A 21,136-nucleotide genomic window follows, 5' to 3' on the forward strand; every position below is an offset into this window, starting at 1 on the left:
CCCCCGCGACGAGAGCCCCGTACCCGCCCCGGCCCTGCTGCCGCCCGCCATCGGCGACTTCACCGGACGCGAGGCGCAGTTGCGCGAGGTGCGGGACGCGCTGACGGCGCCGGAACCGCGCGAGACCATGCCCGTCGTCGCCGTCACCGGACCCGGCGGCGTCGGCAAGTCCGTCCTCGGCGTCACCGCCGCGCACCGGGTCGCCCACGCTTATCCCGACGGCCAGCTCTACGCCGAACTGCGCGGCGCCACCGACCCCGTGGCCCCCGGCGAGGTCCTAGGCCGCCTGCTGCGCGCCCTCGGCGCCAACCCGCCCGAGGGCGACGCCGAACGCAGGGACCTCTTCCGCAGCCTGGTGGCGGGGCGGCGCGTCCTGCTCGTACTCGACGACGCGGGCAGCGAGTCCCAGGTGCGCCCACTGCTCCCGGGCAGCGCCACCTGCGGCGTACTGATCACCGCGCGCGCCCGGCTCGGCGCCCTGCCGTGCACCCACCGCACCGACCTCGACGTGCTCGACACACGCCCCGGCGCCGACCTGCTCGCCCGCGTCGCCGGCGCGGAACGCGTCCGCGACGAGCCCGACGCCGTCCGCCGCATCGTCGAGCTGTGCGGCGGCCTCCCGCTGGCCCTGCGCATCGCCGGGGCCCGCCTCGCCACCCGCAGACACTGGACGGCCCGCACGCTCGCCGAAAGGCTCGCCGACGAACACCACCGCCTGGACGAACTCTCCGTCGGCGACCTGGAGGTCCGCGCCGGACTCGGCCTGAGCTACCGGGCCCTCGACGCCCCCGCCCGCACCGCCCTGCGCCGCATCGGCCTGCTCGCCGCGCCCGACATCGCCTCCTGGGTGGTCGCGGCCCTGCTCGACGTGGCCGAGGCCGACGCCGACCGCGTCGTGGAGCAGCTGATCGACGCCCAGCTGCTGCACTGCACCGTCGTCGACCGCGCCGGACAGCCCCGCTACCGGCCGCACGACCTCGTACGGGTCTACGCCGCCGAGCGCGCCGAGGCCGAGGACAGCCCCGCCGAACGCTCCGCCGCCGTCGGCAGGGCGCTCGGCGCCGGGCTCTGGCTCACCGGCCGCGTCGCCTCCGCCACCCCGTCCGGCGCGGTCGAACTGCACCGCGGCTTCCTGGACTCGGGCGGCCCGGTCGGTGCCGCGTCCGACGCCATGCGCCACCTCGTACGGCCCGTCGGGCCCGAGGCCACCCGGCGGGCGCTCGCCGACCCGGCCGCCTGGTTCGAGGCCGAGGCCGACGCGTTCGCCGCCGCCGTCGAGCGCGCCGCCGCCTACGACCTGCACACCCTGGCCTGCGAGGCGGCCGCCGCCCTGTGCTCGTCCGCGTACGCCGTCGGCAACCGCTTCGAGGCCTGGTGGCGCAGCCACGACGCGGCCCTCGCCGCCGCCCGCCGCGCCGAGGACCACTCCGGAGAGGCCCTGCTCCTCATCGGCCTCGGTCAACTCCGCTACGAACAGGACCGGTTCGCCGAGTCGCAGGACTACTTCCGCCAGGCGGCCGGGCTCTGCGCGGAACTCGGCGACGCGCGCGGCCGGGCCGCCGCCCTCGCCGGACTCGGCAGCGCCCTGCGCGAGGCGGGCCGGCTGCGCGCCGCCCTCGACGTGCTGTCCCAGGCCGTCGAGGGCTTCCGCGGGCTCCACGACGACCCGGGACTCGGGCTCTCCTGCCGGTTCGCCGGCACGGTCCACCTCGAACTGGGCGAGCACGAGAAGGCGTTCGTCCTGCTCGACGAATCCCTGCGGGCCTACCGCAGGCTCGGCAGCCGCCGCGGCGAGGCGCTGACGCTGCGCTCGCTCAGCCTCGTGCACCGCGCGCTCGGCGCGTACGAGAAGGCGCTGGAACTGGCGGACGCGGCGGTGGAGCTGCTGCGCCTCATCGGGGACCCGCTGATGTCGGCGTACGCGGTACAGGCGAGGGCCAAGTGCCGCTTCCGCCTTGGCCACTGCGACGAGGCCGCCGCCGACCTGCGGGGCGTCCTGGAGACCTGCCGCGACCACCACGACCGCTTCGGCGAAGCGCTCGCCCTGCGCACGCTCGGCGAATGCGAACTCGCCGCGGGCCGCCCCGACGCCGCCGAGAAGCACCTGACGGCGGCCGCCGCCCACTGGGCCGCCCTGGAGCTGCCGCTGCCGCGCGCCCGTACCCTGCGGGACCTGGCGTCGGCACGTGAGGCCGCGGGCGACCATGCGCGGGCGCGCGCGTTGCGCGCCGAGGCACGGGAAGTCTTCGCCGCCTACGAGGCGCGGGAGCTGGATGAGCCGGGGGTCTGACCGTCCTCGCCGCGGGCCGCACCGAACCGGCACCGGGGCGCTTGCCGTGGATTTGCAGAGAACTTGCAGCGGTCCGCGCGATGCTCTACATGTCGGCGGCACCAAGGGGCCGGCGGCAACGGGGGATCTAACGGGGGAAAGGCCACTGTTGCCTCGCACGGCCCATACGACCGCGACAGTCGGCCGTATGGGCCGTCCTTCGCGTGGGGCCACCACAAGATGGGGGACTCCGGGGGCGGGCTCAGGCCCGCCCCCGGAGCTGTGCCCGCCACTCCTGATACGAAGGGGCCGAGCATGCCGCCGATCATCCTCATGAGCGATCCCCGCGTGGTCGACATCCCGGTCCACGAATGCGGCGAGGCCCTCGTCGACCTGCGTCATCTGCCGTTCGTCGACGTCGACGAACGGCTCGCGGACCCGGCGGGGGCCTACGCCCAGCTGCGCGAGGGCGTCGCCTGGCGGCTGGCCCGCGCCGCCCGGCTGCTCCCCGAGGGGCTGCGGCTGCTGGTCACCGAGGGCTACCGCCCGCTCGACCTCCAGATCAAGTACTTCGAGGAGTACGCGGCCGAACTCAGACGCGCCCACCCCGACTGGTCGGCCGACCACCTCCACCGGCAGACGAGCCGCTCCCTGTCACCGCCGGAGGTCGGCCCGCACGTCGCGGGCGCCGCCGTCGACGTGACGCTGTGCACCACGGCGGGGACCGAACTCGACCTCGGCACACCGGTGAACGCCAGCCCCGAGGAGAGCGACGGCGCCTGCTACACGGAAACCGACCGCATCTCCGCCGCGGCCCACCGCAACCGCCGCACCCTCGGCGCGGCGCTGGCCACGGCGGGCCTGGTCAACTACCCCACGGAGTGGTGGCACTGGTCCTACGGCGACCGCTACTGGGCCCATACGATCAGCGCGCCCACCGCCCACTACGGCCCGGTGAACTTCGTCGCCCGCACCGGGCCGCAGGGCGTGACACCCCAGCCCTAGCCAGCAGTTGGCTCAGCCGAGGGGCACGTCGAGGCGTGCGCGGAGGTGGCTGAACGCCGCGAGGGAGTGCGGGCCGTGGTAGCTGCCCATACCGCTCTCGCCGACCCCGCCGAAAGGCAGCTCGGAGACGCGCAGATGGGCCATCGGAAGCCCGAAGCCGAGCCCGCCCGACGAGGTCTCCGCGGCGAGGCGCCGCCGGGTGGTCTCGTTCTCCGTGAAGCCGTAGAGCGCGAGCGGCTTGTCGCGGTCGTTGATGAAGGCGATGGCCTCGTCCAGGTCCGCGACCTCGACGAGGGGCAGGACAGGACCGAAGATCTCCTCCCGCATAACGGGGTCGTCCCCCGTCACCCCGGCCAGGACGGTCGGCGCGATGTAGAGGTCGTCGCGGTCGGTGCGCCCGCCGAACACCCTCGTCCCGGAGTCGAGCAGCGCGGACACCCGGTCGAAGTGCCGCTGGTTCACCATGCGCCCGTACGCCTCGGAGGACTGCGGGTCAGCACCGAACAGGCCCTCCACGGCGTCGGCGAGGGCGACTTCGAGGGCGCGTGCGGTGGCCGGGTCGGTCAGGACATAGTCGGGCGCCACACACGTCTGGCCCGCGTTGCGGAACTTGGCGTCCGCCAGGCGCGCGGCCACCACGGAGACGTCGGTGTCCCGGTCGACGAAGGCCGGTGACTTGCCGCCCAGTTCGAGCGTGACGGGGGTCAGGTGCTCGGCGGCGGCGCGCATCACGACGCGGCCGACCGTGCCGTTGCCGGTGTAGAAGATGTGGTCGAAGCGCTGGGCGAGCAGCGCCGTGGTCTCCGGGATGCCGCCCTCGACGACGGCGACCGCCTCCGGGTCCAGGTACTGGGGCACGAGGCGGGCCATCAGCTCCGAGGTCGCGGGGGCCAGCTCGCTCGGCTTGAGGAGAACGGCGTTGCCCGCGGCGAGAGCGCCCGCGACCGGCACGAGCGAGAGCTGGACGGGGTAGTTCCAGGGCGCGATGACCAGCACGGTGCCCAGCGGTTCGTACTGCGTACCGGCGGTGGAACCCCGCGGCAGCCCGGCGAGGGCTGCCTGGTCGAGCGCGGTCGGGGTGAGCCACTGGGCCAGATGGGCCAGCGTGTGGTCGATCTCGTGTACGGGGAGGTCGACCTCGGCGGCGTACGCCTCGGGGCGAGGCTTGCGCAGATCGCTGTGGAGCGCGTCGGCGATCGCCTCGCGGTTCTCGGTGAACAGGGCGCGCAGCCGCCGCAGCTGCTCCTCGCGCCAGGCGAGGGGGCGGGTGCGGCCGGTGGCGAAGGTGGCGCGCAGCCGGGCCACGAGCGCCGCGGTGTCGTCCATGAGGGATATGTCGGTGGTCTCGCTGGGCTCAGCGGTCTCAGTGGGCTCAGTGGTCGTGGTCATCAGGATGTTCCTCGGGTGGTACTGGGTACGGAGTCGGTGCCGCGGCCGTGGGGGGCGTGGGCCTCGCCGGGGCCGCGGGAAGTGGGGGCCGCGCCGAGCAGGCCGGTCGCGAGTGCGGAGGTGGCCGGGGCCAGCAGGTCGCGGGCGCCCGGCATCGCTTCGAGGCCGACGACCAGCGCGACGCAGATGTCGGCGGCCTCGGACGGCGTGACGCCCTTTGCCGTGCCCGCCTCGGTGAACAGGTCGGTCAGCAGATCCCGCAGGTCCGTGGTGAACGTCGTGCAGATCTCGCCGAACAGCCGGGTCTTCCCGTCGAGAAGCTCCGTGGCGTGCGGGGAGTCCCCGGCGAGTTGGAGCACGAGGTCGAGCTTGGCGGCCAGGACGCCGCGCAGCCGCTCCTCGTAGGGGGCGTCCGCCTCGGCCGCTTCCCGGGCCCGCCGGAGCGCCTGTTCGTGGAGGCGTCCGGCGAGCCGGCGGAAGGCGTCGTCCTTGTTGCGCACGTACTGGTAGACCGCTGACCGGGACACACCCATGGCGGAGGCGATGTCGTCCATCGTGGTGCGCCGCGCGCCGTACCGCGTGAGGCAGTCATAGGCGGCGTCGAGGACCTCGTCGAGCCGGTCGGCGGCCATGGCTCAGGCCAGCTTCTTCAGCAGCTCGGCGGCGAGCGGCGCGGAGGACGCGGGGTTCTGGCCCGTGACGAGATTGCGGTCGACGACGACCTTCGGGGCCCACGGCTCGCCCTCCTGGAAGTCGACGCCCGCCTCGACGAGGCGGTCCTGGAGCAGCCACTTGGCCCGCTCGGCCAGACCGGCCTGGGTCTCCTCGGCGTTGGTGAAGCCGGTCAGGCGGTACCCGGCGAAGGCGTTCGAACCGTCGTCCTTCGTGGCGGCGAGCAGGGCGGCCGGGGCGTGGCAGACCACACCCAGCGGCATGCCGATCTCCAGGGCAAGGGTGAGGAGCCTGCCGGAGTCGGCGTCGACCGCGAGGTCCTCCATGGGGCCGTGGCCGCCGGGGTAGAAGACGGCGGCGTAGTCGGCGAGGTCCACGTCCGCCAGCTTGACCGGGCCCTGCAGCTCGGTGAACGCGGCGAGCGAGGCGGCGACCTTGTCCGCGCCTTCCTGGCCGCCGTTGGCCTCGGGGGCGAGGGAGCCGCGGTCGACGGTGGGGACCACGCCGCCCGGCGTGGCGACGACGATCTCGTGGCCCGCGGCCTTGAACGCCTCGTAGGGGGCGACGACCTCCTCGGCCCAGAAGCCGGTGGGGTGCTTGCTGCCGTCCGCCAGCGTCCACTGGTCGGCGCCGGTGACAACGAAAAGGATCTTCGACATGGTGGGGTCTCCGGGGGTGTGGGTCTGACGTTCTGTGCTCAGAGCGTCAGTGCGGCGATATCTCGACCGTAGACCCAACGGACATAAGTATCCAATGCGGAAATAAATACGAGCTATCGGAAAACCGATGGGGGTTCTCGGAATAACGTTCCGGAATGGCCCAAGAGAAGATGGCCCAAGCGCAAGAGGCGCCGGGGCGGGACGGGGAGCGGCCCCTCTCATCGGTCCCCGGAGTCACACGCACCCTCCGCCACCTCCTCGACCTGGACGCCACGCGGGGCGCCCGCGCGGCAGTGCCCGCGCTGCGCGAGGCCGTGCGGCGCGTGCCCGAGCTGTCCGCCGAGCCGGAGAGCCTGCGCGGCCTGGACGGTGAACTCCTCGCGGCGCTCGCCGAGTTGTGCGAGGTCGTCGGCTGGATCCTCTTCGACGCCGGATTCCACCGCCACGCCCACCGGGCGAACGCGCGCGCCCTCGCCCTCGCGGAGCTGTGCGGCGACCGCTGGACGGCGCGCCTCGTGCTCCTGAACCACAGCATGCTCCAGGCCCACACCGGCAGGCCCCGCGCCGCCCTGGAGACCGCTTGCCGGGTGTACGGCGCCCGCGCTCTCCCGCCCAGGGTCGAGACGCTCGTCCTGATCCGCCGGGCCCACGCCCTCGCCCTGCTCGGCGCCGGCCACCGCGCGCCCGAGGCGCTGCTCGCCCGGGCCCGGAGCCGCTTCCTTGACGGCGTCTGCCGCCACGACCCGCCCTGGGCCTGGTGGATCGACGACACCGAACTCCTCGGCCACCAGGGCTGGGTCCTCGCCCGCCTGCACCGCTGGGACCGGGCGATCCCGCTGCTGCACCGGGCGGCGACGGCCCCCGGTGGTCCCGCCTACCGCGAGCTGTTCGGCGCGCAGCTGCTGGCGGCGCTCGCGGGGGCCGGGGCCTGGCGGGAGGCCGAGGACGTCCTCGCCGACCTCGCGCCCCGCGCCGCACGCGTCCGGTCCGCCCGCACCGCGCGAGCGCTCGCCGCCACGGCACTCCGGCTGCGCGCGAGTGGCGAAGCCACCGCCTCGCTGCGAGAGGGCGCGGTGTACCTCCTGGACACGCTCAGCGCCCCGGAGCCCCGGCCTTCAGCCCGTCCATGACGAGGTCCATGAGGCGCCCCGCGCGCGCCTCCCACTCGCCGTGCGGGTCGATCTGCCACAGCCCCGCGATGGCGAGCAGGAAGTCGTCGGGGCTCACGCCGGGCCGGATGGTGCCCGCCTTCTCGTTCGCCTCCAGGAGGGCCGCCACGGCGTGGGTCAAGGGGCCGCGCCCCACCCCGGCGAGGCTGCCGAGCGCGCTGGTCGCCCGGCGGATGGCGTCGGCCAGGCCCGCCTTGGCCATCGCGTACTGGACGAGGCGGTCCATCCACTCCCGCAGGGCCTGGTCGGGCGGGCGGGTGTGGAGCAACTGGCAGGCGGCGTCGGAGACTTGCTGCACCTCGTAGCGGTAGACCTCAAGGACGAGCGCCTCGCGGTTGGGGAAGTTGCGGTAGAACGTGCCCTGGCCGACCCCCGCCTTCCGCGCGATCACGCTCAGCGGCACGTCGCTCGCCCGCGTCAGCTCCACCAGGGCCACTTCCAGGATGCGCTCGCGGTTGCGCTGCGCGTCCGAGCGCAAGGGTGCGTCCTTGTGCTGCCCCACTCGCTCTCCTCCCGCGCCTCACGGCCCGATTCGCCCTTGCTAAGCGGACAGGTGTCCGCTAAGTTCGAAGGCTCATGGACAACTGTCCACTTAGGGCCACCATAGCGCCGGACACGGCCACGCGGGCACTCCGCCCGCCCCGGGCGCCCTCCTCCCTCTCCGGCTTCTCTGTACAGCGCAACCTCTCCCGAATCTCTTGGCGGGACCGCCTCGTTCGACGCGATTTTGCGAAAGAAGGCTGCTCATGGCCCCATCGACGTCCAGTGCCCTCACCCTGAACATCAACGGCGAGAAGCACACACTGACCGTCGACCACCGCACCACCCTGCTCGACGCGCTGCGCGAGCGGCTCGACCTCACCGGCACCAAGAAGGGGTGCGACCAGGGCCAGTGCGGCGCCTGCACGGTACTGATGGACGGCCGCCGCGCCGTCTCCTGCCTGCAGCTCGCGGTCGCCGCCGAGGGGCGCGAGATCACCACCATCGAGGGCGTCGCCGACGGCGACCGGCTGCACCCCGTGCAGCAGGCCTTCCTCGACCTCGACGGCCTCCAGTGCGGCTACTGCACCCCCGGCCAGATCTGTTCGGCCCTCGGCGTGATCCAGGAGCACGCGGCGGGCTGGCCGAGCGCCGCCACCACCGACGTGCGGCCCGAAGCGGGCGTCCCCGAACTCACCGCCGAGGAGATCCGCGAGCGGATGAGCGGCAACCTGTGCCGCTGCGGCGCGTACGTATCGATCGTGCAGGCCGTCGCGGAGGCGGCCCGCGCCGAGGAGGAGAGCGCATGAGGGACTTCGGATACCAGCGGGCGCACGACGTGCCCGGGGCGGTCGCCCTGCTCGGCGCCGACCCCGACGCCCGCTACCTCGGCGGCGGCACCAACCTCGTCGACCTGATGAAGACCGGCGTGGAGCGTCCCGCCCTCCTCGTCGACGTACGCGAACTGCCCCTGGACGGCATCGAGTCCACCGACGACGGCGGGCTGCGCATCGGGGCGACCGTCACCAACAGCGACCTCGCCGCCCACCCCGAAGTGCGGCGCCGCTACCCCGCCCTTGCCGAGGCCGTCCTCGCGGGCGCCTCCGGCCAGCTGCGCAACATGGCGACCGTCGGCGGAAATCTGCTCCAGCGCACCCGCTGCGGCTACTTCACCGACCTGAGCAAGCCCTGCAACAAGCGCACCCCCGGCAGCGGTTGCTCCGCCGTGACGGGCGAGCACCACAACCACGCGATCCTCGGCGCCAGCGCGCACTGCGTGGCCATCCACCCCTCCGACATGGGCGTGGCGCTCGCCGCCTTCGACGCCGTCGTCACGTACGAAACAGTCGACGGTCCGGGCCGGTTGCCGCTCGCCGAGTTCTATCTGCCGGTGGGGGAGACCCCGCACCTGGAGACCGCGCTGCCGCCCGGCGCGCTCATCACCGGCGTCACGCTGCCGCCCGCCCCGGTGGCCGCCCGCTCCCGCTACCGCAAGGTGCGCGAGCGCGCCTCGTACGCGTTCGCCATCGGCTCCATCGCCGGCGCGCTCGACGTCCGGGACGGTGTCGTACGCGAAGTGCGCATCGCCCTCGGGGCGGTCGCGTCCCGGCCGTGGCGGGCGCGCGAGGCCGAGCGGGTGCTGACCGGCGGCCCGGCGACCGCCGAGGCGTTCGCCGCCGCCGCGGACGCCGAACTGGCAGCGGCCGAGCCGCTGGCCGACAACGCGTACAAGGTGACGCTCACGCGCAACCTCGTCGTGGCCCTGCTGACCGAACTCACCGAGGAGGCCGCCCGATGACCACGACGACCGGACCCACCAAGGTGACGGGCGCCGTCGGCGCCGCGCACACCCGCGTCGACGGCCGCGCCAAGGTCACCGGCACCGCGCGCTACGCGGGCGAGATCCCCTTCGCCGACCTCGCCCACGGCTGGCTGGTGACCTCCACCATCGCCCGCGGCCGCGTCACCTCCGTAGAGGCCGAAGCGGTCCTCGCGATGCCCGGCGTCCTGACCGTCCTGCACCACGGGAACGCGCCCCGCGTCGACGTCGACTACCAGGGGCTCCTTGGCTCCCCCGACCCGGTCGTCGGGGTCTTCCAGCACGACCGGGTGCCGTTCGCGGGCTGGCCCGTGGCGCTCGTCGTCGCCGAGACGTCCGAGCAGGCCAGGGAGGCCGCCGAGTCCCTGGTGGTCCACTACGACCAGGAGCCGCACGACATAGCGTTCTCCGCCGCACACCCCGGCAGCTACACCCCCGAGGCCGACGGCATGCGCACGGAGAAGGGCGACCTGGCGGCCCAGCTCGCCGCCAGCACCCATGTCGTGGACGCGCAGTACACCACGCCCGAGGAGCACCACAGCCCGATGGAGCCGCACGCGGCGACCGCGCGCTGGGACGGCGGCCGGCTCGACGTCGTCGACTCCAACCAGGGCAGCAGCTGGGTCGCGGACGAGCTGTCGAAGATCTTCTCCCTCGACCCCGGCTCGGTGCGGGTCCGCTCCGAGCACGTCGGCGGGGCCTTCGGCTCCAAGGGCCTGCGGGTCCACCAGGTCCTCGCCGCGATGGCCGCGACCGTGCTCGACCGCCCCGTGCGGGTCGTGCTGACCCGCCGCCAGATGTTCTCCCTCGTCGGCTACCGCAGCCCCACCACGCAGCGCGTCCGGCTCGGCGCGGAGCCCGACGGGCGGCTGCGCGCCCTCGACCACCAAGGGCTGAGCCTCAGCTCGACCATCCATGAGTTCATCGAGCCGAGCGCCGGGTTCGGGCGTCCGATGTACGACGCCGACGCGCACCACACCCACACCCGCGTCGTACGCCTCGACGTGCCGACGCCGACGTGGATGCGGGCCCCCGGCGAGGCCCCCGGCTCCTTCGCCCTGGAGTGCGCGCTCGACGAACTGGCCGAGAAGTGCGGCGTGGACCCCATAGCGCTGCGCCTGCGCAACGAACCGGAGGTCGGGCCCGTCTCCGGGCTGCCGTTCAGCAGCCGCAACCTCTCGGGCTGCTTCGAGGAGGGCGCCCGCAGGTTCGGCTGGGCGGAGCGCGACCCGCGCCCCCGCGTGCGCCGAGAAGGACGCTGGCTGATCGGCACCGGCATGGCCGCCGCGACCTTCCCGGTACTCGTCGGCCCGGCCACGGCGGGCGTGACGGCCGAGGCGGACGGGACGTTCACCGTCCGCATCGCCGCCGCGGACGTCGGCACCGGCGCGCGAACCGCGCTCACACTGATCGCCGCCGACGCCCTGGAGGTGGCGCCCGAGCGGATCCGGGTCCGCGTCGCCGACAGCGACTTCGGCTTCGCGATGATCGCGGGCGGTTCGATGGGCACCCGGTCCTGGGGCTGGGCGGTCACGGCCGCCGCGCGCGAACTGCGGGACAAGCTCGTCCCCGGCGTCGACATCCCCGCCGAGGGCATCACCGCGAAGGCCGACACCGGCGCCCTGCTCGGCACACTCGCGCAGAAGGAACGTCACTCCTACGGCGCGCAGTTCGCCGAGGTCGCCGTCGATGTCGCCTCCGGCGAGGTGCGCGTACGCCGCATGCTCGGCATCTTCGCCGCGGGCCGGATCATCAACCCGCTGACCGCGCGCAGCCAGCTGACCGGCGGCATGATCTGGGGCCTCTCCATGGCGCTGCACGAAGAGGCGGTCAGGGACCAGGCCACGGGCGCGCCGGTCGGCCCCGACCTCGCGGGCTACCACGTCGCCGCGCACGCCGACGTGCCGCACATCGAGGCGGACTGGGTCGACGACCCCGACCCCGACGACCCGGTCGGGATCAAGGGCATCGGCGAGATCGGCATCGTGGGCGCCGCCGCGGCGATCGCCAACGCGGTCTGGCACGCGACGGGCGTCCGCCACCGGAACCTGCCGATCCGCCCCGACCGCGTGATCGAGGACCGCGTGCTCGAGGACCAGGCGGCCGAGGCGGGCGGCAGCGGTGCTTGACATCGCCGATGACCTGAACCGATGGGTCCAGGAGGGCCGGGACTTCGCGGTCGCCACCGTCGTGCACGTCGGCGGCAGCGCACCGCGCGGTCCCGGCGCGGCCCTCGCCGTCGACAGCGAGGGCACGGCCATCGGCTCGGTCTCCGGCGGCTGCGTGGAAGGGGCGGTGTACGACCTGTGCGTCCAGGCCCTCCAGGAGGGCAAGGTCGCGGTCGAGCGGTTCGGTTACAGCGACGAGGACGCCTTCGCCGTCGGTCTGACCTGCGGCGGTGTCATCGAGGTGCTGGTCACCCCGGTGGCCGCGGGCGCACCGGACAGGGCGCTGTTCGCCGCCGCCCTTTCGGCCGCCGCCCGCGGCGAGGCGGCCGCCCTTGCCCGGATCACCGCGGGCCCCGCCGACCTGCTCGGCAGGGCGATCGTGGTGCGCGCCGACGGCACCCGCGAGGGGAGTCTCGGCGGGCACCCGGAGCTGGACCGCACGGCGGCGGGGGAGAGCCGGGCCCTGCTCGCGGCCGGGCGCACCGGCGAGTTCGTCGTCTCGGAGAACGGCTCCCGCTGCGGGAGCGCGCTGACGTTCCTCGTCGAGTCGAGCGTGCCGCCGCCCCGCATGATCGTGTTCGGGGCGATCGACTTCGCGGCGGCCCTGGTCCGCGTCGGCAAGTTCCTTGGCTACCACGTCACCGTCTGCGACGCCCGCCCCGTCTTCGCCACCCCGGTCCGCTTCCCCGAGGCGGACGACATCGTGGTCGAGTGGCCCCACCGCTATCTGGAGCGCACCGCGACGGACGAGCGTACGGCGTTGTGCGTGCTCACCCACGACGCCAAGTTCGACGTGCCGCTGCTCGCGGCGGCGCTGCGGCTGCCCGTGGCGTTCGTCGGCGCCATGGGTTCGCGCCGCACCCACGAGGACCGCGACCGCAGGCTTCGCGAGGTCGGCGTCACCGAGGACGAACTGGCCCGGCTGCACTCGCCGATCGGCCTCGACCTCGGCGCCCGTACGCCGGAGGAGACCGCCCTGTCCATCGCGGCGGAGATCGTCGCGACCGGACAGGGCGGCACGGGTCTGCCGCTCACCGGCTCACGGACGCCGATCCACCATGAGGCGTCCGGGAGCCGTCCGCGGTCCGGGAGCCCCCTTCAGCGGGTGGCCAGTTCGTAGAAGCCCCTGCCGAACGTGGCCGCCACCAGGCGGTGGTGTCCCGCGTCGTACTCGATGTCGTCGACCGGGACCGCGGGCATGCCCCGCCCGAGCCGCGACCACACCGGCTTGCCGGACCGGGACGTGAACACGCCCTGGTCGGTGCCGATGTGCAGCCGCCCGCCGTGCCCGAGGACGAGGTCGTTCACGGGCGCGTCCGGCAGATTGCCCGACAGGTCCTTCCAGTGCCTGCCGCCGTCCGAACTGCCGTAGACGTGCGCCTTGTTGGACCCGGAGCGGTAGGCGGAGTGGGTGGTGTAGACACGGTCGGGGTCGCGCGGGTCGACCACCACGCGGGTCACCCAGGAGCGACCCTCGGCCAGCTTCGTCCAGTACGCGCCCAGATCCCTGGTCACCCAGACCCGGCCGTCGTCGGTGCCCGCGTAGACCGTGCGGCCGTCGCCCGCGGGCGCGATCGAGGTGATCGTGCCGTAGTTGGCGTAGTTCGGGTCGGGGCCGGGGCCGCCGGACAGATCGGGGCTGATGGGCTGCCAGGTCGCGCCGCCGTCCGTGGAGCGGTTGAGGACCTCGGAGCCGTAGTAGAGGATCTTCGGGTTCCTGGGGTCGAAGACGACGGGCGTGAACCAGTTGCGCCGCTTGTACGTGGTCCTGTCCGCGAAGTACGTCAGGGTGTCGCCGCCGTCGGTGGAGCGGAAGCAGTTGCCGTACTGGTAGCAGGCGAAGACGTTGTTCACGTCGGTGGGGTTGATCAGGTTCTCCTCGCCGTCCCCGCCGAGGTATTCGTTGAAGCGGTCCCCGCCCCAGGAGCGCAGCGAGCCGTTGTCCTGGGAGCCGCCGGATATCCGGCCGGTGTCCTGCGGGCTGATGGCCGCGCTGTAGAGCTGGGTATACGGCTCGTGCCGTGCCTTGACCCAGCCGCCGTCGCCGTTCGCGTCGGAGCGGTAGACACCGCCGTCGTTGCCCAGATAGACGCGGCCCGGCCTGCGCGGGTCCCAGACCATCGCGTGCTGGTCGACGTGGATGCTGGTGTCGTCGGCGCTCCAGGTGGCGCCGCCGTCCTTCGTCGTCATCAGCGGCACGCCCGCGACCTGCACATGGTCGGCGTCCTTCGGGTCGGTCCACACCTTGCCGAACCACCAGCCGAACGTCGACTGCGACTCGGTCAGCTTCTGGTCGGCAGGCGTGCGCCGCCAACTGTCGCCGCCGTCGGCGGACGCGTAGAAGCCCTCGAAGGGCCCGCCGGTCTTGTTGACGATCGCGTACGCCTTCTCGCCCGCGACCGCGAGACCGATCCTCCCCACGTCCGGGCCCCGCTCGGGCAGCCCGCCGCCGAGCCGCCGCCAGGACCTGCCGTCGTCGTCACTGCGGAAGATCCCGGAGCCCACGCCTCCGTAGGTGCGCAGTTCGGGGGTGCGGCGGTGGTCCCAGAGCACGGCGTAGAGCCGCTTGCCCCGGACGATGATCTCGGTGGCTCCGGTGAACTCGTTGGCGCCGGAAAGGATCCGCCGCCACGTCTTGCCGCCGTTCTCCGAGCGGTAGACGCCACGGTCGCCGCCGCCGTTGTAGAGCGAGCCCGCGGCGGCCACGTAGATGCGGCGCGGATTGCGGGGGTCCACCGTGATCGCGCTGATGGCACCGGAGTCCCGCAGGCCGATCCGCCGCCAGTGCCGCCCGCCGTCGGCGCTGCGGTAGAGGCCGGTCCCTTCGTACGTGATGCTGCCGCCACCGGGGTTGGGCTCGCCGGTGCCCGCGTAAAGGGCGCCGTCGGGCCCGGTGGCGACCGCGCCCATGGCCTGCGTCCAGCCGTCCGGCCAGGCGGACTTGAACGTCTGCCCCGCGTCCGTGCTGCGCCAGATCCCGCCACTGGCCGCCGCCGCGTAGAGGGTGTCGGCGCGCCTCGGGTCGAGGGCGAGCGACACGATCCGGCCACCGATGTTGGTGGGGCCGAGCGCCTTCCACCGGCCGCCGGTGGTGGGCAGCCCGCGTGCCTGCGCGGCGGCGTTCTCGTGGGCGTGCCGGGGGATCGGCTCACCCGGCACGGTCTTCTGCAGATAGCGGTACTCGGCCGGTGCGGCGGGGCCGCGGACGGGGCGGTACACATCGCCGGGCCCCGGCGGCGCCGCGCTCGCCGGTGCGGTTGCCAGGAGGACGACGCCCGCGAGCGGGGCGAGGACCAGATGAAGCAGGCGTCTGCGCATGGGCACCCTCTTCTTCGCCATGGCCATAACAAGCCGTGCTGACGTTACGAGAGGGGGCGCGGGAGCAGAAGGGCGGAAGTTGGCCGTTGTGGCCGAACGTGGCGTGGCACGAGAAAAGTGGCGCCGCGACCCCGGAGGGTCGCGGCGCCACTTCGCCGGGGGAGGGCCCCGGCCCGTTCAGGAGCCGGGCAGCTCCCGGGGCTCCAGCGGACGGGTGGCCGGCCCCTGGAGGACCTCACCGTCGGTGCCGAAGCGGGAGCCGTGGCACGGGCACTCCCACGTGGTCTCCGCCTCGTTGAAGGCGACCAGGCACCCCAGATGCGTACAGCGGGCGGACACGGCGTGCAGCGCGCCGCTCTCGTCGCGGTGGACCGCGCAGCGGCGCCCCTCGACCCGCACCACCGCGCCCGAGCCGGCCGGGATCTCGTCCACCGAGTCGACGTGCGAGGTCCGCAGCCGGTCCCCGACGAAGTGCTTGGCGACCTCGGCCTGCTGGCTCAGCAGCGCGGGCGCCTCGCGCATGGTGCTGAGCAGCCGGCGCGGGTCGTACAGGTCGGCCCAGGGAGATTTCTCCCCGTCGATCAGCCGGGCGAGCAGCCGGCCCGCCATGATGCCGCCGCTCATGCCCCAGCCGCCGAACCCCGTGGCCACATAGGTGTTGCGGGCGCCGGGGTGGAAGGGGCCGACCATGGGCACGCCGTCGGTCACGGAGTTGTCCTGCGCCGCCCACCGGTAGGCCGTCTCGGCGACATCGAAGCGCTCCCGCATCCAGGTGTCCAGTGCCCGGAACCCGGCGGCGGCGTCACCCGTGCCCGGCGTGAAGCCCTCACCCGTGACGATGAGGAGCCGCCCGCCGTCGTCGCCGTACGGCGCGGTGCGCACCGACCGCTTGCCCTCGTCCTGCGTGATGTACATGCCGCCGGGGTCCTGGCCGGGGGCGAGCGGCGCGGCGACGACGAGTTCGCGCTGGGCCGAGAGCCGGGCGAACAGCAGGGCCCGGTCGAAGACGGGGTAATGGGTGGCGACGACGACCGACTTCGCGGTGACCGTGTGCCCGGACTCGGTGGTCACCTTGCACGGGGAGCCCTCGCGCAGACCGGTCACCCGGGTGCGCTCGTGGATGACGCCCCCGCGCGCGCACAGGTCCTCGGCGAGCGCCAGCAGGTAGGCGCGGGGGTGGAACTGCGCCTGGTCGTCGACGCGCACCGCGCCCGCCACATCGAAGGGCAGGCCGGTGATCTCGGTGTACTGGGCGGGCAGACCGGCCTCGCGGGCCGCCTCCGCCTCGGCCCGCAGTTTGTCGGTGTCCTCGGGCCGGACGGTGTAGGTGTAGGCAGGCGCGCGCTCCAGCTGGCAGTCGATGCCCAGCTCCGCGCTGACCGCGGCCACGTGCTCCACCGCCTCCTGCTGGGACCTGGCGTACAGATGGGCGGCCTCGGGCCCCCTGGTACGGCGCAGCTCCTCGTAGACGAGGGTGTGCAGCGAGGTCAGCTTGGCGGTGGTGTAGCCGGTGACCCCGGCGGCGATGCGGTCCGCTTCGAGGACGGCGACCGTACGCCCGTCGCGGGCCACCTCCCACGCGGTGGCGAGCCCCGCGATACCGCCGCCGACCACGACGACGTCCACCTCGAAGTCCTCGGCGGCCGGTGGGTAGGACGTGGGTCCGGTGCTGTCCATCCAGTAGGACTCGGGCCGGCCCGGCAGCGGTCCGGTGCGGGGTGCGACGGCCATGGGGGCTCCTGGTCTCGGGATTCTCTCTGGGCGCTCGTGGGGAGTGCGGGTTCCCCCGCCCCCGCCGGGCTAACCCGGCGGGGGATCTTGCCCACAGGCTACGCAAAAGGGGCATTGCGCGCTTCTGGGGCAGGGGGGCTCCCGGTCCGGTCAGAGCGAGTCGCGGGGCAGCGTCTCGTTCCACGTACGGGAGAAGACGCGGCGCTCACCCTCGTAGCCGTCGAGGGTCGCGTCGACGAAGAAGCTGTCCTCGTCGCACCGCAGCACCGTGCGGGTCCGCACGCTCACGTCCCAGTCGTCCCGTGCGAACCGCATCGTCCACGCCGACTCACCGGCCACCGACGTGAAGTCGTCACCGGTGGACGTGTACCGCTCGAAGGCGCGACAGGCGGCGTCGAGCCCGATCTCCTCGTACCGGACGGTGCCGCGGTCCTTGACGATCTCCAGCGCGGAGTTGTAGCCGACCAGGTCACGCCTGACCTCCCAGCGCTGGTCCGGCGGCGAGAGCCGGGTGGTCGCCAGCGGCTCCGTGCCCTCGGGCTCCTCGAAGGGGCGCTGCGGCGCGTTGTCCGGCTCGGCGACCGGCCGCACCGGAAGCCGCAGCGCGCTGGAGCCCTCGTACACGCTGAGCAGGACGGGCCGGGGCGGGGGCCAGGCCAGCGGCCAGTACGACGTGGACAGCGAGAGCCGGATGCGGTGTCCGGGCGGGAAGGACTGGGCCACGCCGTTGAGCTGGATGGTCGCCCGATAGCGGCGGCCCGGCTCCAGCGGCTCCGGCTCGCCCGTGCCGTCCCTGTGGGTCAGGTTGAGCACGCCGTACGTCACCCGGGTGGCCCGCCCGTCGGGGGCGACGTCCGAGATGCGGGCGGCGACCGTGGCGACCGGTTCGCTGACCGAAAGGTCCAGCTCGACGCGGGGCGAGCCCAGGATCTCCACCGGCTCGGTCAGCTCGGGGGAGTCGAAGACCAGCGAGCCGCCGTCCTCCTCGCGCTGGTCGTAGGGCAGGTCGGGCGGGGCGTTGTAGGAGGCCCACTTCCCGGCGAACTGGCCGACCGACAGCGGGGACTGCACGGTCATGGCCTCACCGGCGGCCTCCTGCTCCGCCACCGGCTCGCCCTGCCAGGCGATGCGGTGCCGCAGCAGGGGGTGCGCGACCTCCTGGATGTGCGGCGAGGGCCACTCGGGCTCGCCGACCCAGCGGCCCGGACGCTCCTCGTAGGAGGTCGAGGGCGGCACGCTCTCCTGCATCCAGGCCCGCAGCATCGGGCCCTCCATGACGCCGTTCTCCTCGCCCTTGAGCCAGTGGTCCCACCAGCGCACCACTTCCTGGAGATAGCCGATGGCGGGGCCCGGCTCACCCAGATGCGGATACTTGTGCGACCAGGGGCCGATCAACCCCTTGCGCGGCACGTCCAGATTGCCGAGCAGCCGCGTCACGGCGTTGGAGTAGCCGTCCGCCCACCCGCTGGAGGCGAGGACGGGGCAGCGTACGTCCTGGTAGTTCTCGCAGACCGAGGCGTGCTTCCAGTAGTCGTCGCGGCGCTGGTGGCGCAGCCACTCCAGGACCCAGGGGCGTGCCTGGTCCATGCGCTCGTGCCACATCTCGCGCCAGCGGTCGCCGACCACGGCCGGGTCGGGCGGGCAGGTGGCGTAGGCGAACATGGTGCCCGCCTCGGCGAGGTTGTCGGACAGCATCGCGCCGCCCATGTAGTGCATGTCGTCGGCGTACCGGTCGTCGGTGAACGACGAGATGACGATGGCCTTCAGGCTCGGCGGCCGGCGCGCGGCGACCTGGAGAGCGGCGAACGCGCCCCAGGAGATGCCCATCATGCCGGTCGACCCGTCGCACCAGGGCTGCTCGGCCAGCCAGGCGAGCACTTCCTCGGCGTCGGTCTGCTCCACTTCCAGGTACTCGTCCCGCAGGACGCCCTCGGACTCGCCCGTGCCGCGCACATCCACGCGTACGCACGCGTAGCCGTGGCCCGCGATGTAGGGGTGGTGGATCGAGTCGCGCACGGAACTCAGATCGCGCTTGCGGTACGGGATGTACTCCAGGACGGCCGGTACCGGCGTGTCGTCCGAGGACGTCGGGCGCCAGATCCGCGCCGAAAGGCGGGTGCCGTCGGACATCGGGACGACGACGTGTTCTTCCTCTTTGGTCGCGTACGGGAGATTGCCCACGTAACGCATGGGGCCGTGCCATCCTCTCGGTTGCTTCCTCCGCCGGGGCAGGCGGAGTCCTGGGGGGTTCTGCCTGGTCGTGCTAGTCGTTGGTCTGGTCGCGGCCGCCGGGCTCCGTGTCGTCGAAGGTGAGCCCGAGCGCGGCCACACACCGGTCGTACTTGCGCCGCAGCTCCTCCTCGCTGTCGCCCCCGGTGTAGATGTGGGCCAGCTCGAAGCTGTAGCTGTCCTGGTGGCCGGAGTCGGAGAGCCGCTGCCCCTCCGCCACGTTGACCTCGATCCGCACGTTGCCGATCTCCCGCTCGATGCGGTCGATGTCCTCGCGCGTGGGCACGTTGTGCACGACGCCGTCGGCGAACCACCGGTAGTACCACTTGGCGGAGGTCGAGCAGGGGCCCTCGCGGTGGGGGATCGCCGGGTCCTCGTCGAAGGCGAGGCTGACCATGCAGTGGTGGTTCGGCACGCCGTCGACGTACTCGAACAGCTCCGCGTGCGACTGCGAGTGCCGGGGGTTGATCTCCAGCAGGTTCAGCTCGTCGGTGCCGGGGTCGTAGAAGTACTCGATGCTGAAGGTCGCGTCGTCCATGCCGATCTGCCGCATCACCCGCACGGAGACGTCGTGCAGCCGCCGCGTCACCGGCTCCGGCAGGGTCGAGGGGTACTGGTGGCGCAGGAAGCACGAGGAGTCGGGGTAGTTGATGGAGTCGAGGACGCCGTAGACGGTGACCTCGCCCCGGTGGACGTATCCCTCGACCGCGACCTGGATGCCCGACAGCGCCTCCTCGGCGAGACAGACCTGGGCGCCGATCCCCGCCATCTCCTTGGGCAGTTCTATCTGGTCGAGGATGTACTCGAAGGGGCGGCCGACCGTGCCGATCCCCTCCTTGATCCTCGCCACCGCCTCGTCGAACTCCTCCTGGTCCTTCACGCTGTACGCCAGCTTCGAGGAGTACGACAGCGCGGGCTTGAGCCACATCGGGAAGCGCACGCCCTCGGGCGGCTCAGGGGACTCGGCCTCCAGGTCGACCCGGCCGAAGCGGGGGTGCTCGTCGATCACCTTCTGCTGCTCCAGGCGGCTCCAGTACTTGTGCTCGCACTTGACGACCGACTCGAGGCTGGTGCTGCGGGTGCCGTACTGGTCGCCGAGCATCGCCACGAGCGTGCTGCCCGGAAAGTCCCAATAGCTCACGATCGCGTCGATGTCGCCGTCGAACCCGTCGAGGACATTCCGCGCCTTCGCGAGCAGATCAGGCACGGAGACCTCGCCGCCCTGGAGCTCGTCGACCGTGAGCAGCGGATGGAACCGGTAGTCCCGCGCGTGCGGGATGGCGCGCAGTGTGGGCAGATTGGCCTCGTCCAGGCCGATCACGAATACGTTCTTCTGGTGTGCGGTCACAGATGCTTCCTCTCCTTGCCCGGAGTCTCTGGTCCGGGTCTCTTTTGCGACGTCAGAGCGGCTGTGTACCCGCAGGCCGGACACGCACACGTCGGCCATGATGGACGGGGGAGAGGATCCGACCGCAGGAGAACCCGTCCCACCCGACCGCGAGGAGGACCATGGCCGATCGAAGTGACCGCGACCGGGCCGTCGTGCGGGCGCTGCTCGACGCCCACGGGAGCACCTACGCCGAGGAGGCGGGCATCCGGCTGCGGGACACCCCGCAGCCGCTGTACCAACTGCTTGTCCTGTCCGTACTGCTGAGCGCCCGCATCCGCGCCGCCGCGGCCGTCGGCGCCGCCCAGGAACTGTTCGCCGCCGGGCTGCGCGACCCGCGGCGCATGGCGGACGCGTCATGGCAGCAGCGGGTCGACGCGCTGGGCCGGGGCGGATACCGCCGCTACGACGAGAGCACCTCCACCCAGCTGGGCGAGGGCGCCGAGCTGGTCCTGCGGGAGTACGGGGGCGACCTGCGCCGGCTGCGGGACGCCGCCGACACCGACGCCGCGCTGCGCCGCCTGCTCCAGACCGTGCCCGGCCTCGGCCCGACGGGCGCGGACATCTTCCTGCGCGAGGTGCAGCGGGTGTGGCCGCGGCTCGCGCCCCGCCTGGGCGGCAAGGCGCTGCAGGGCGCGGGCCGGCTCGGTCTGCCCGAGGACGAGGAGAAACTGCTGCGCCTCGCCGGGGACGCGGACCCCGCGGCCCTGTCGGCGGCGCTGGTGCGCGCCGCCCTGGACAAGTCCATCGCCGAGGAGCTGGCGGCGGGGTCTGACCGGGGCTGACGGGCTGGCCGGCGGCGGGCCTAACCGGGGCTGACGGCCTGGCTGGCGGCGGGGGC

General features: G+C 73.2%; 16 protein-coding genes. 8 read left to right on the top strand and 8 right to left on the bottom strand.

The annotated features are described in order from the left end of the window. Together GKQ77_RS09895 and GKQ77_RS09900 are read left to right on the top strand one after the other, a co-directional pair. Positions 1-2,290, top strand: a 2,290-nt coding sequence (locus GKQ77_RS09895) for an ATP-binding protein (protein ID WP_219688341.1), incomplete at its 5' end; no start/stop codon positions are given. Between the two features lie 294 nt (positions 2,291-2,584). After that, positions 2,585-3,274 (top strand): M15 family metallopeptidase, encoded by a 690-nt coding sequence (locus GKQ77_RS09900; protein ID WP_219688342.1) that lies wholly within the window; start codon positions 2,585-2,587, stop codon positions 3,272-3,274. Between the two features lie 12 nt (positions 3,275-3,286). Here GKQ77_RS09900 and GKQ77_RS09905 read toward each other — a convergent pair whose 3' ends face one another. The 3 genes from GKQ77_RS09905 to GKQ77_RS09915 are packed head-to-tail and all read right to left on the bottom strand — an operon-like array spanning position 3,287 to position 5,994. Next, on the bottom strand, positions 3,287-4,663 hold the full coding sequence (locus GKQ77_RS09905) for an aldehyde dehydrogenase family protein (protein ID WP_219688343.1): 1,377 nt from the start codon (positions 4,661-4,663) through the stop codon (positions 3,287-3,289). Continuing rightward, on the bottom strand, positions 4,663-5,295 hold the full coding sequence (locus GKQ77_RS09910) for a TetR/AcrR family transcriptional regulator (RefSeq protein ID WP_219688344.1): 633 nt from the start codon (positions 5,293-5,295) through the stop codon (positions 4,663-4,665). The genes GKQ77_RS09905 and GKQ77_RS09910 overlap by 1 nt, the downstream gene beginning before the upstream one ends. 3 nt (positions 5,296-5,298) lie before the next feature. Next, on the bottom strand, positions 5,299-5,994 hold the full coding sequence (locus GKQ77_RS09915) for a type 1 glutamine amidotransferase domain-containing protein (protein WP_219688345.1): 696 nt from the start codon (positions 5,992-5,994) through the stop codon (positions 5,299-5,301). A 155-nt stretch (positions 5,995-6,149) separates the two neighbouring features. Between GKQ77_RS09915 and GKQ77_RS09920 the strand changes: the two genes are divergently transcribed. After that, on the top strand, positions 6,150-7,124 hold the full coding sequence (locus GKQ77_RS09920; protein ID WP_219688346.1) for an NsdA family TPR-like regulatory protein: 975 nt from the start codon (positions 6,150-6,152) through the stop codon (positions 7,122-7,124). Here GKQ77_RS09920 and GKQ77_RS09925 read toward each other — a convergent pair. After that, complete coding sequence (locus GKQ77_RS09925) at positions 7,087-7,665, bottom strand: TetR/AcrR family transcriptional regulator (protein ID WP_219688347.1); 579 nt, start codon at positions 7,663-7,665, stop codon at positions 7,087-7,089. The genes GKQ77_RS09920 and GKQ77_RS09925 overlap by 38 nt on opposite strands. 244 nt (positions 7,666-7,909) lie before the next feature. Here GKQ77_RS09925 and GKQ77_RS09930 point away from each other — a divergent pair, with 244 nt between their 5' ends. The 4 genes from GKQ77_RS09930 to GKQ77_RS09945 are packed head-to-tail and all read left to right on the top strand — an operon-like array spanning position 7,910 to position 12,750. Continuing rightward, complete coding sequence (locus GKQ77_RS09930; protein WP_125510911.1) at positions 7,910-8,452, top strand: (2Fe-2S)-binding protein; 543 nt, start codon at positions 7,910-7,912, stop codon at positions 8,450-8,452. After that, entirely contained in the window at positions 8,449-9,441 is a 993-nt protein-coding gene (locus GKQ77_RS09935) for an FAD binding domain-containing protein (RefSeq protein WP_219688348.1), read from the top strand. The genes GKQ77_RS09930 and GKQ77_RS09935 overlap by 4 nt, the downstream gene beginning before the upstream one ends. Further along, complete coding sequence (locus GKQ77_RS09940) at positions 9,438-11,591, top strand: xanthine dehydrogenase family protein molybdopterin-binding subunit (protein ID WP_219688349.1); 2,154 nt, start codon at positions 9,438-9,440, stop codon at positions 11,589-11,591. Before GKQ77_RS09935 ends, GKQ77_RS09940 begins: the two co-directional genes overlap by 4 nt. Then, positions 11,584-12,750 carry an XdhC family protein gene (locus GKQ77_RS09945; protein WP_219688350.1) on the top strand — a complete coding sequence of 389 codons (1,167 nt, stop codon included), beginning with the start codon at positions 11,584-11,586 and terminating at the stop codon, positions 12,748-12,750. Before GKQ77_RS09940 ends, GKQ77_RS09945 begins: the two co-directional genes overlap by 8 nt. On the opposite strand, the gene GKQ77_RS09950 is transcribed toward GKQ77_RS09945, so the two are convergent. The 4 genes from GKQ77_RS09950 to GKQ77_RS09965 all read right to left on the bottom strand — a co-directional run bounded on the left by GKQ77_RS09950 (position 12,729) and on the right by GKQ77_RS09965 (position 20,256). Next, positions 12,729-14,948: a beta propeller repeat protein gene (locus tag GKQ77_RS09950; RefSeq protein ID WP_219688351.1), complete on the bottom strand. Its 2,220-nt coding sequence runs from the start codon at positions 14,946-14,948 to the stop codon at positions 12,729-12,731. The two genes, GKQ77_RS09945 and GKQ77_RS09950, sit on opposite strands and share 22 nt — an antisense overlap. 177 nt (positions 14,949-15,125) lie before the next feature. Then, positions 15,126-16,679 (bottom strand): FAD-dependent oxidoreductase, encoded by a 1,554-nt coding sequence (locus GKQ77_RS09955; protein WP_219688352.1) that lies wholly within the window; start codon positions 16,677-16,679, stop codon positions 15,126-15,128. A gap of 150 nt (positions 16,680-16,829) precedes the next feature. Continuing rightward, a complete protein-coding gene (locus GKQ77_RS09960; protein ID WP_219688353.1) occupies positions 16,830-18,869 on the bottom strand; it encodes a CocE/NonD family hydrolase in 2,040 nt (679 codons plus the stop codon). A gap of 73 nt (positions 18,870-18,942) precedes the next feature. Beyond that, the gene (locus GKQ77_RS09965) at positions 18,943-20,256 is read right to left on the bottom strand and encodes an ATP-grasp domain-containing protein (RefSeq protein WP_308117608.1); all 1,314 of its coding nucleotides are present in this window, start codon (positions 20,254-20,256) and stop codon (positions 18,943-18,945) included. A 161-nt stretch (positions 20,257-20,417) separates the two neighbouring features. Here GKQ77_RS09965 and GKQ77_RS09970 point away from each other — a divergent pair, with 161 nt between their 5' ends. Further along, positions 20,418-21,080 carry an endonuclease gene (locus tag GKQ77_RS09970; RefSeq protein ID WP_219688355.1) on the top strand — a complete coding sequence of 221 codons (663 nt, stop codon included), beginning with the start codon at positions 20,418-20,420 and terminating at the stop codon, positions 21,078-21,080. Positions 21,081-21,136: the final 56 nt, after the last annotated feature.

Source organism: Streptomyces anatolicus, assembly GCF_019400875.1.
Taxonomy (GTDB): Bacteria; Actinomycetota; Actinomycetes; order Streptomycetales; family Streptomycetaceae; genus Streptomyces; species Streptomyces anatolicus.

Excerpts from the sequence above, each read along its gene's own strand:
- GKQ77_RS09900 (WP_219688342.1), top strand. The coding sequence starts at position 2,585 with ATGCCGCCGATCATCCTCATGAGCGATCCCCGCGTGGTCGACATCCCG.
- GKQ77_RS09905 (WP_219688343.1), bottom strand. The coding sequence starts at position 4,663 with ATGACCACGACCACTGAGCCCACTGAGACCGCTGAGCCCAGCGAGACC.
- GKQ77_RS09910 (WP_219688344.1), bottom strand. The coding sequence starts at position 5,295 with ATGGCCGCCGACCGGCTCGACGAGGTCCTCGACGCCGCCTATGACTGC.
- GKQ77_RS09915 (WP_219688345.1), bottom strand. The coding sequence starts at position 5,994 with ATGTCGAAGATCCTTTTCGTTGTCACCGGCGCCGACCAGTGGACGCTG.
- GKQ77_RS09920 (WP_219688346.1), top strand. The coding sequence starts at position 6,150 with ATGGCCCAAGAGAAGATGGCCCAAGCGCAAGAGGCGCCGGGGCGGGAC.
- GKQ77_RS09930 (WP_125510911.1), top strand. The coding sequence starts at position 7,910 with ATGGCCCCATCGACGTCCAGTGCCCTCACCCTGAACATCAACGGCGAG.
- GKQ77_RS09935 (WP_219688348.1), top strand. The coding sequence starts at position 8,449 with ATGAGGGACTTCGGATACCAGCGGGCGCACGACGTGCCCGGGGCGGTC.
- GKQ77_RS09940 (WP_219688349.1), top strand. The coding sequence starts at position 9,438 with ATGACCACGACGACCGGACCCACCAAGGTGACGGGCGCCGTCGGCGCC.
- GKQ77_RS09950 (WP_219688351.1), bottom strand. The coding sequence starts at position 14,948 with ATGCGCAGACGCCTGCTTCATCTGGTCCTCGCCCCGCTCGCGGGCGTC.
- GKQ77_RS09955 (WP_219688352.1), bottom strand. The coding sequence starts at position 16,679 with ATGGCCGTCGCACCCCGCACCGGACCGCTGCCGGGCCGGCCCGAGTCC.
- GKQ77_RS09960 (WP_219688353.1), bottom strand. The coding sequence starts at position 18,869 with ATGCGTTACGTGGGCAATCTCCCGTACGCGACCAAAGAGGAAGAACAC.
- GKQ77_RS09970 (WP_219688355.1), top strand. The coding sequence starts at position 20,418 with ATGGCCGATCGAAGTGACCGCGACCGGGCCGTCGTGCGGGCGCTGCTC.